Origin of the sequence: Kitasatospora sp. NPDC059973 (assembly GCF_042737525.1) — a bacterium.
Taxonomy (GTDB): Bacteria; Actinomycetota; Actinomycetes; order Streptomycetales; family Streptomycetaceae; genus Kitasatospora.
Genome location: NZ_JBHWUI010000250.1, coordinates 1 through 8,295, shown reverse-complemented (window position 1 = coordinate 8,295; position 8,295 = coordinate 1). Strand labels below are relative to the sequence as shown.

Annotated in this window: 7 protein-coding genes and 1 pseudogene; 5 read left to right on the top strand and 3 right to left on the bottom strand. The window is 74.4% G+C overall.

Features of this window, described 5'->3' with window-relative positions:
- The coding region (locus ACFWA9_RS36685) for a S8 family serine peptidase (RefSeq protein WP_380393468.1) at positions 1 to 1,780 on the top strand (1,780 nt) is incomplete at its 5' end.
- Between the two features lie 89 nt (positions 1,781 to 1,869).
- Here the strand turns inward: ACFWA9_RS36685 and ACFWA9_RS36680 are convergent.
- The gene (locus ACFWA9_RS36680; RefSeq protein WP_380393465.1) at positions 1,870 to 3,018 is read right to left on the bottom strand and encodes a lactonase family protein; all 1,149 of its coding nucleotides are present in this window, start codon (positions 3,016 to 3,018) and stop codon (positions 1,870 to 1,872) included.
- Between the two features lie 313 nt (positions 3,019 to 3,331).
- On the opposite strand from ACFWA9_RS36680, the gene ACFWA9_RS36675 reads away from it, so the two are divergent.
- From ACFWA9_RS36675 to ACFWA9_RS36665, 3 genes are all read left to right on the top strand, one after another.
- Positions 3,332 to 3,916, top strand: a complete 585-nt coding sequence (locus ACFWA9_RS36675) for a TetR/AcrR family transcriptional regulator (protein WP_380393463.1) — start codon at positions 3,332 to 3,334, stop codon at positions 3,914 to 3,916.
- An 86-nt stretch (positions 3,917 to 4,002) separates the two neighbouring features.
- Complete coding sequence (locus ACFWA9_RS36670; RefSeq protein ID WP_380393460.1) at positions 4,003 to 4,983, top strand: zinc-binding dehydrogenase; 981 nt, start codon at positions 4,003 to 4,005, stop codon at positions 4,981 to 4,983.
- 249 nt (positions 4,984 to 5,232) lie between these two features.
- Positions 5,233 to 5,721: a helix-turn-helix domain-containing protein gene (locus tag ACFWA9_RS36665; RefSeq protein ID WP_380393457.1), complete on the top strand. Its 489-nt coding sequence runs from the start codon at positions 5,233 to 5,235 to the stop codon at positions 5,719 to 5,721.
- Between the two features lie 103 nt (positions 5,722 to 5,824).
- Here ACFWA9_RS36665 and ACFWA9_RS36660 read toward each other — a convergent pair whose 3' ends face one another.
- Both ACFWA9_RS36660 and ACFWA9_RS36655 read right to left on the bottom strand, forming a co-directional pair.
- The gene (locus ACFWA9_RS36660) at positions 5,825 to 6,427 is read right to left on the bottom strand and encodes an ATP-dependent Clp protease proteolytic subunit (protein WP_352294008.1); all 603 of its coding nucleotides are present in this window, start codon (positions 6,425 to 6,427) and stop codon (positions 5,825 to 5,827) included.
- A gap of 1 nt (position 6,428) precedes the next feature.
- The gene (locus tag ACFWA9_RS36655; RefSeq protein ID WP_352294006.1) at positions 6,429 to 7,067 is read right to left on the bottom strand and encodes an ATP-dependent Clp protease proteolytic subunit; all 639 of its coding nucleotides are present in this window, start codon (positions 7,065 to 7,067) and stop codon (positions 6,429 to 6,431) included.
- Positions 7,068 to 7,436: 369 nt separating this feature from the next.
- On the opposite strand from ACFWA9_RS36655, the pseudogene ACFWA9_RS36650 reads away from it, so the two are divergent.
- Positions 7,437 to 8,295 (top strand): annotated as a pseudogene (locus tag ACFWA9_RS36650) (hypothetical protein); the annotation flags it as partial.

Sequence of the window (8,295 nt, the reverse complement as noted above, 5' to 3'; positions counted from 1 at the left end):
GGCCGTCCCCGGCACGACGGCCACCGCCGCCCCCCTCGCGGCCGCCGCCCCCACGGCCGCCGGGGCGCCCGCCGCCGGTGTGCCGACCGCCGCCGCGGCGCCCGCCGCCGCCACCGCCCCGCAGGTCGCCGCCGGCTGGGCCGCCGGGACGCGCGCCTACCTGGTGATCAGCGCACCCGCCGACACCGCCGCCGCCAGGAGCGCCGTCACCGCCAACGGCGGCACGGTCTTCGCGAGCTACGACGCGATCGGCGTGATCGTCGCCCACTCCACCTCGGCCAGCTTCGCGACCGCGGTGCGCGGCGCGGCCGGTGTCCAGCAGGTCGGCGCGACCCGCACCTCCGACGTGCCGGCCGACGCGTACAACCCCGCGCTGCCCGCCAACCCGGCCCAGGCGGCCACCACCCTCACCGAGTCGAACCGCTGGGACATGACCCAGATCAAGGCCGACCAGGCGTGGGCCGTCAGCACCGGCTCCTCCACCGTCAAGGTCGGCGTCCTCGACACCGGGGTGGACGACCAGCACCAGGACCTCGCGCCGAACTTCGACGCCGCCGACTCGGCCTCCTGCGCCTACGGCAAGGCGGACACCCGCACCGGCGCCTGGCGGGACGTCGACACCCACGGCACCCACGTCGCGGGCACCATAGCGGCGGCCAAGAACGGCAAGGGCGTCGTCGGCGTCGCCCCGGGCGTGAAGATAGCCTCGGTCCGGATAGCCGAACCGACCAGCACCCTCTTCTACGCCGAGAACACCGTCTGCGGCTTCGTCTGGGCCGGTGACCACGGCTTCAAGGTGACCAACAACAGCTACTACACCGACCCGTGGCAGTTCAACTGCCCGGACAACGTCGACCAGGCGGCCATCATCGAGGGCGTCAAGCGCGCCCAGGAGTACGCCGAGGGCAAGGGCTCGCTCCAGGTCGCCGCGGCCGGCAACTCCGACTACGACCTGGCCAACAAGACGACCGACAGCGAGAGCCCGAACGACTCGACGCCGGTCACCCGGACCATCAGCAACGCCTGCCTGGACATCCCGACCGAGCTCCCCGGCGTGGTCACCGTCGCCGCCATGGGCAGCGGCAGCGCCAAGGCCTCCTACTCCAACTTCGGCAAGGGCGTCATCGACGTCGCGGCCCCCGGCGGCGACGGGGCCAACGGCGTCTACTCGACCCTGCCCGGCGGCAAGTACGGGACCAAGAGCGGCACCTCGATGGCGTCCCCGCACGTCACCGGCGTGGCCGCGCTGATCGCCAGTGCCGACCCGACGCTCACCCCGGCCGGCATCCGGGCCCGCCTCGCCACCCAGGCCAACGACGTGGCCTGCCCCGGCTCGGACGGCCGCTGCACCGGCACCACCGCGAACAACGCCTTCTTCGGCGAGGGACAGGTCGACGCGCTGAAGGCGGTCGGCGGCACCACCACGCCGCCGACCGGCAAGTACTTCGAGAACCTGACCGACGCGGCGATCGCCGACAACGCCACGGTGGACAGCCCGATCGCCGTCACCGGCGTGACCGGCAACGCCCCCGCGACCCTCAAGGTCGGCGTGGACATCAAGCACACCTACCGCGGTGACCTGGTGATCTCCCTGGTCGCCCCGAACGGCACGGTCTACCTGCTGGAGGACTTCGCGAACGGCGACAGCGCCGACGACGTCGCCAAGACGTACACCGTGAACGCCTCCGCGAGCGCGGCGAACGGCACCTGGAAGCTCCGGGTCAAGGACGGAGCCTCCGGCGACACCGGCACGATCGACGCCTGGAACCTCACCTTCTGATCCCGCGTCCGGTCCCGCCCGACAGCCCTGTGCTCCGCCGCCCACCGGGCGACGGAGCACAGGCGTTCCGGGAGCCGCGGGCGCGCCCGTCAGAAGGCGACGATGCCCTCGCCGCCGACCCCCTGGGGCACGGTCTGCGAGCCCAGCGCGGTGAGCGAGCCGTCGGGGTCGACCGCGAACTCGTCCACGACGCCGTCGACCCCGGTCTGGGCGTAGAGGTAGCGCCCGTCCGAGGACACCGCCGCGTCGACGGTGCCGGGGTGGGTGGGCGTGTTGCCCAGTGCGGTCAACTGCCGCCCGTGGTCGGCCGTCCGGAAGCCGCTGAGGGTCGAGCTGCCCGCGTTCGAGGCGAACAGCAGGTCGCGGACGGCGACGATCCAGCAGGTCGCCGACTGGCCGGTGGCCGCGAAGGCCTGCTGCGAGGCGGTGCCGTCCGGGTGGACGGCGAAGGTCGCCACGGCGTTGGTGCCCGCCTCGGCCAGGTAGAGGCCGTGCCGGCCGTCGGGGACGAAGGCGAAGGGCACGGCGCCGGGCAGGTGCGTCACCACGGGGGAGTCGGCCGGGGTGCCGGAACGGTCGAGGCCGAACACCAGCAGGTTGCTGCCGTTGGCCTTGGTGGTGACCACCAGCTGGTCGCCCTCGCCGGTGAAGCCCACCTGGCCGGGGGTGTTGGTGAACTGCGGCGCGGCGTTCGGGTCGAGCCCCAGGCAGCGGTTCCAGTCGGCCCGCTCATGCAGGCGGCCGTCGTGGACGGTGTAACCCTGGACCGAGCCGCCGTCCAGGGCGTTGAGCACGAACACCGCGTCGTCGTGCACGGCGACGCTCACCGGGAAGCGGCCGCCGGAGCCGACCACCTGCCGCAGCGCGAGGCGGTCGCCGTCCACGGAGAAGACCGAGACGGTGTCGCTCCCCGCGTTCACGGCGTACAGCAGGGCGTGCTCCGGGTCGTAGGTGAGGGACCCCTGCGAGGCGAGGTGGTCGGCGACCGACCCGTCCAGCACGCCGCCGAGCCCCTGGGTGTCGTAGCTGCCCGCCGGGCTCAGCCGGCCGTCGTCCGCCCGCCGGTAGGCGATGATCCGGTTGCCCGCCGGGTCGTCGGTCTGGACGAAGACGGCGTGGTGGCCGCCGCGGGTGTGCGGGTCGGCCTCGGGGGTCGAGGCGGCGACGGACGGGGCACCGACGACGGCCGTCGCGAGCGCGGTCGCGACGGCCAGGGCGAGACGCGTGGTTCTCTGCACGGTGTACTGCCTCCTTGCGGATCGGGAGCGACGTCTCGCGGGAGGCCCCGCGTCTGCGGTCGAGCCAGAACCGGGCACCGTGGCCGCGAGCCGAGACGACGTGGACGAGGGCTGCGCCGGGCGTCCTCGCGAGGCGGACCGACGACGGTTCGCCCGCTGCTGCCCCGGGCACTGCCCTGCGCTGACACGATAGGTGACGGTTTGTCGGGAACCACGGAATGGCCGGGTTCGGCCCCGCCGCGCCGCGGGGCCACCGCGCGCGGCGGGTGGGGCGGGGCTTGTTCTTGAATGAACGCTCAGGTATGTTTCCCCCATGCCCAGGCCACGTGAGTTCGACCCCGACGCCGTCCTCGACCAGGCCATGCGGCGATTCTGGGAGCGCGGCTACCGGGCGACCTCCATCGAGGATCTGGTGAAGGCGACCGGGGTCAAGCCCGGCAGCATCTACAGCGCGTTCCCCGGGGGCAAGCACGCGCTCTTCGTAAAGTCGCTGGAGCGCTATTCGAAGCTGGTCGTCCCACAGAAGCTCGGGGGGCTGGAGGCGCCGGGCGCCTCGGTGGCGCAGGTGCGCGGCTACTTCGACGGGCTGGTCCGCGACCTGCTCAGCCCCGAGGGGCGGCAGGGTTGCCTCCTGGTCAACACCGCCATCGAGAAGGCCGCGGAGGACGACGAGGCGGCGGCCGTCGTGCGCGGCCACCTGGCGCGCCTGGAGCGCTGCATGACCCATGCCCTGGAGAACGCCGTCCGCCGGGGCGAGGTCAGGAGCTCGCTCGACGCGGCCGGCAGTGCCAAGCTGCTGGTGGCGACCTGCCAGGGGCTGATGGTCGTCGGCAAGGCCAACCCCGACGCGGCGGTCCTGCGGGCCGTCGTCGACAACGCCTTCGTCGCGCTCTCCTGACGGGCGCGGCGTTCCCGGGCCACCGTACGCGGTGGCCCTCTTTTCGGCCCCATAGTTGAATGACTACTCAAGAATGAGGTTCGGACATGAAGGCCATCGTCATCTCCGCCCACGGCGGCCCCGAGGTGCTCGCCGTCACCGAACTGCCCGACCCGGTACCCGCCGACGGCGAGGTCCTCGTCCGGGTCAAGGCGTTCGGTCTCAACCACGCCGAGGCGTACATGCGCAGCGGGGCCTGGGGCCCGGTGGCGGCCGTCCCCGGGATCGAGTGCGCCGGCCTCGTCGAGGCCGACCCCTCGGGCGACCTCCCCGTCGGCACCCGGGTGGTGGCGATCCTCGGCGGGATGGGGCGGACCCGTAACGGCAGCTACGCCGAACTGGTCACCGTCCCGGCCACCCATGTGGTGGCCGTGGAGTCCGGGCTCTCCTGGGCCGATCTGGCCGCCGTGCCCGAGGTGTACGCCACGGCCCACAGCGCCCTGCACGGCAACCTCGCCCTCCGGCCGGGGGAGACGCTGCTGGTCCGGGGCGCGACCTCCTCGCTCGGGCAGGCCGCCGTCAACCTCGCCGTCCGGCACGGCGCCGACGTACTGGCCACCACGCGCAACCCGGATCACGGGCCCCTCCTGAAGGACCTCGGGGCCGTCGACGTGCTCATCGACGACGGACACCTGGCCGCGGAGGTCGCCCGCCGGGGCCTCGTCGTCGACGCCCTGCTCGACATCGTCGGCAACAGCGTGCTGCGCGATTCGCTGGCCGCGGTCCGCCCACGGGGCCGGGTCTGCCAGGTCGGCTTCCTCGGCGGCTTCGCACCGGTGGCCGACTTCGACCCGATGGCCGACCTGCCCGGTGCGGTCAGGCTCAGCTTCTTCGGCAGCGCCTTCGTCCTGGGCACACCGGCGTTCCCGCTCGCCGACGTGCCCCTGGAGGCGATCTGCGCCGAGGTCGAGGCGGGCGTCCTGAAGGCCCGCCCGACCCGGGTCTTCAGCTTCGGCGAGATCGTCGAGGCCCATCGGGTGATGGAGGCGGGGCAGGCCCTGGGGAAGATGGTGGTCGTCGTCGACTGACGCGGCCCCGACCCGGAGCCGGGCCGGCCGCCACCGCGGACCGGACGCACCCCCGAGGAGCTGACCCGCCGACAGGTCCGGCGCCGGGGCGGCCCGCCGCGCTGGCGCGGCGCCTCAGCGGTCGACGGCCGATCGAACACGCCCCGGACAACGGGCGGGAGCCGCGGCCCGGTCGCGGTCCCCCGTGGCTTCACCCAGGGCAGAACGCCGTGCCCTTCCCACGGCGCCCGGGATCCCTAGGCTGAAGGTGTGAGCACTCCTACGCCGAACGAAGCCCGCGTCATCCCGCTGCGCCCGCCGATCTCACCCGGCCCAGGTGCGGCCGCCCGCCCCCCGCAGCGGCCGGCGGGGGTCCCCCCGACCCCCGCGCCCCGGGAACCCCTGTGGCGCGACCTCGTCGGCGACGCGCTGCGGCGCGAGCGGCTGGCCCAGGAGCGGACGTTGAAGGACGTCGCGGAGGCGGCCCGGATCTCGGTGCCGTACCTGTCGGAGCTGGAACGCGGACGGAAGGAGGCCTCCTCCGAGGTGCTCGCGGCCGCCGCCCGCTCCCTGGGCCTCGGCCTCGCCGACCTGCTCTCGCTCGCCCAGGACGAGCTGGCCCGGGGCGAGCTGGCCCGGGGTGAGCTGGCCCGGGGCGGGCGCGGCCGGGTGGCGCACGGCTCGGTGGGTCACGGCTCGCTGGGCCGGGGGCGGGTGTCGCCCCCGGCGCGCCACGACGGCCTCTGCCTCGCGGCCTGACCGCGACCGCGCGTCCCGCGGACCGGCCCGGCGGCACACGCCGCCGGGCCGGCCGCCGTGCGCTCGCCGTCCGACCGGCCCGCGCCCACGGCCCTGGGCGGGCTCAGACGAGCGCGTTCCGCCGGCTCAGCACCTCGTCGGCGAGCCCGTAGGAGACGGCCTCCTCGGCGCTGAGCACCTTGTCCCGGTCCATGTCCGCCCGCAGCGTCGCCACGTCGTGACGCGTGTGCCGGGCGAGGACCTCCTCGACCTGGGAGCGGATGCGGACCATCTCCTTGGCCGCGAGGCTGAGGTCGGAGACGGTCCCCTGCCGGCCGCCGCTGGCCGGCTGGCCGAGCAGGACCCGTGCGTGCTGGAGCACGAACCGCCGTCCGGGGTCTCCGCCGGCCAGCAGCACCGCCGCCGTCGAGGCGGCCTGCCCGACGCAGAACGTGGAGATCGGCGCCTGCACGAAGGTCATCGTGTCGTAGATCGCCATCAGTGAAGTGAACGACCCGCCCGGCGAGTTGAGGTAGAGCGAGATCTCGCGCTCCGGGTTCTCCGACTCCAGGTGCAGGAGCTGGGCGATGACGACGTTGGCGAAGCCGTCGTCGATCTCGGTGCCGAGGAAGATGATCCGCTCGTTCAGCAGCCGGCTGAAGACGTCGTAGGACCGCTCGCCCTGTGCGGTGCGCTCGATGACGTAGGGAACCGTGTACGACCCCATGTCAGAGCCCCATCCGCGGCCGGGAGGAGGCCGGGCGGACGTCGGCGAGCGACTCCAGGACCCGGTCCACCATCCCGTACTCCCGGGCCTGTTCGGCCGTGAACCAGCGGTCCCGGTCGCCGTCCCGGGTGATCGTCTCCTCGCTCTGCCCGGTGTGCTCGGCGATGATCCGCTCGATGGCCTTCTTGGTGAACTGGAGGTTCTCCGCCTGGATCTCGATGTCCGCGGCGGTGCCGCCGATGCCCGCCGAGGGCTGGTGCATCATGATCCGCGCGTTCGGCAGCGCGAACCGCTTGCCGGGCGTCCCGACGGTGAGCAGGAACTGGCCCATGCTGGCGGCGAACCCCATCGCCAGGGTGGAGACGTCGTTCGGGATGAGCCGCATGGTGTCGTAGATCGCGAGGCCCGCGGTGACCGAGCCGCCGGGGCTGTTGATGTAGAGGCAGATGTCGGTGCGCGGGTCCTCCGCCGACAGCAGCAGCAGCTGGGCGCAGACCCGGTTGGCCGACACGTCGTCGACCTCCGTGCCGAGGAGGACGATCCGCTGGGCGAGCAGTTGGGCCGCCAGGTGGTCGTCGAAGCGGGTGGGCGGCCGGGAGCCCTCGTCCGCGCGGGGCGGGGCGGTGGTGAGGGGAGTCATCGGGATCTCCTTGTCGATGCGGGATGCCGTCGACCCCACTCTTGCCCCCGGAGGATCCCCGCAGGGCGATTCTCTGCCCGCCGCAGATTCGCCGAGGGCAGAGCCGGCGGGACGGCCCGCGGCCGCCGGCCGGGTACCACTCCCTCCCGCTCGCCTCCGGTCCACGGCGGCGTGCGGGCGGCGGTGCAGGCGTGCGGCGGACGGCGGCCGGGCCGGCCGAGGGCGGAGCGGTCCCGGGTGCCCCGCAGCGCCGGGTGGGTGAATCGGGCGGCGTGTCGGACGGTGGCCGCGCGTTCCGGGCCGGTTCCGAGGATGGTCGGACCCAAGGATGAACGGGTTGGCGGATCGTCGGGTACCGAGGGGGCACGGATGGGTGGCCACGGCGGTCGGCTCCTGCTCCTCCTCCTGCTGGCACTGCCGAACCTGGCGGCGACACCTGCCGGGGACGGTGACTGCGCCGGGCTGACGCTCGCCGTCCGGGTGAACACCGTGACCGTCACCGGACCGCCCGGCTCCGCCGTCCGGGGCGGCACGGCCGTGGTCAAGGAGTACCGGCTCACCAACGCCGGGGAGACCGGCCTGCGGGGGATCCGGGTGACCGACGCCGCCCGGCCGGTGCCCTGCCCCGAAGCCGAACCGCTGGCGGTCGGCGCCACCGTCGTCTGCACGCTCCGGCTCACCGCCGAGGCCGGTGTCCACGACACCACCGCCACCGCGCGCGGCCGGTCCGGACACTCCGACAGGGAGGTGGCGGCCACCGCCCCGTCCGGCTACACCGGCGTGGTCAGCGCGCTCGGCCTGGCGGTCGACGCCGCCCCCGGAGCGCCCGGATCCGGCACCGCCGCCCTCCGCTACACGGTGGCCGACCTGGGTGACCGGCCGCTGTACGACCTGCGGCTGCGGGACGTGCTGGTGCCGGACGGGATCGACTGCGGCGACGGCCCGGCGGCGCCGGTGGCGCTCGGGCCCGGCCGGACGGTGCGGTGCGCGGCGGTGCTCCGGCGGCCGCCCGGCACCTACCGCAGCGCGGCCGAGGTGACGGGCTCGGACGGCATCACCACGGTCGGCCCGCGCGGCGAGCCGGTGCCGCCGCCGCTGCTGGTCGCGCGCGCCGGGACGGACGTCACGCTGGCCGCCAGACCGCCGGAGTACCCGCCGGAGAACCCGTCTGAGAACCCGCCGGGCACCGCCCCCGGGCCCGCGGTCCCGCCCGGGACCACACCGGGCG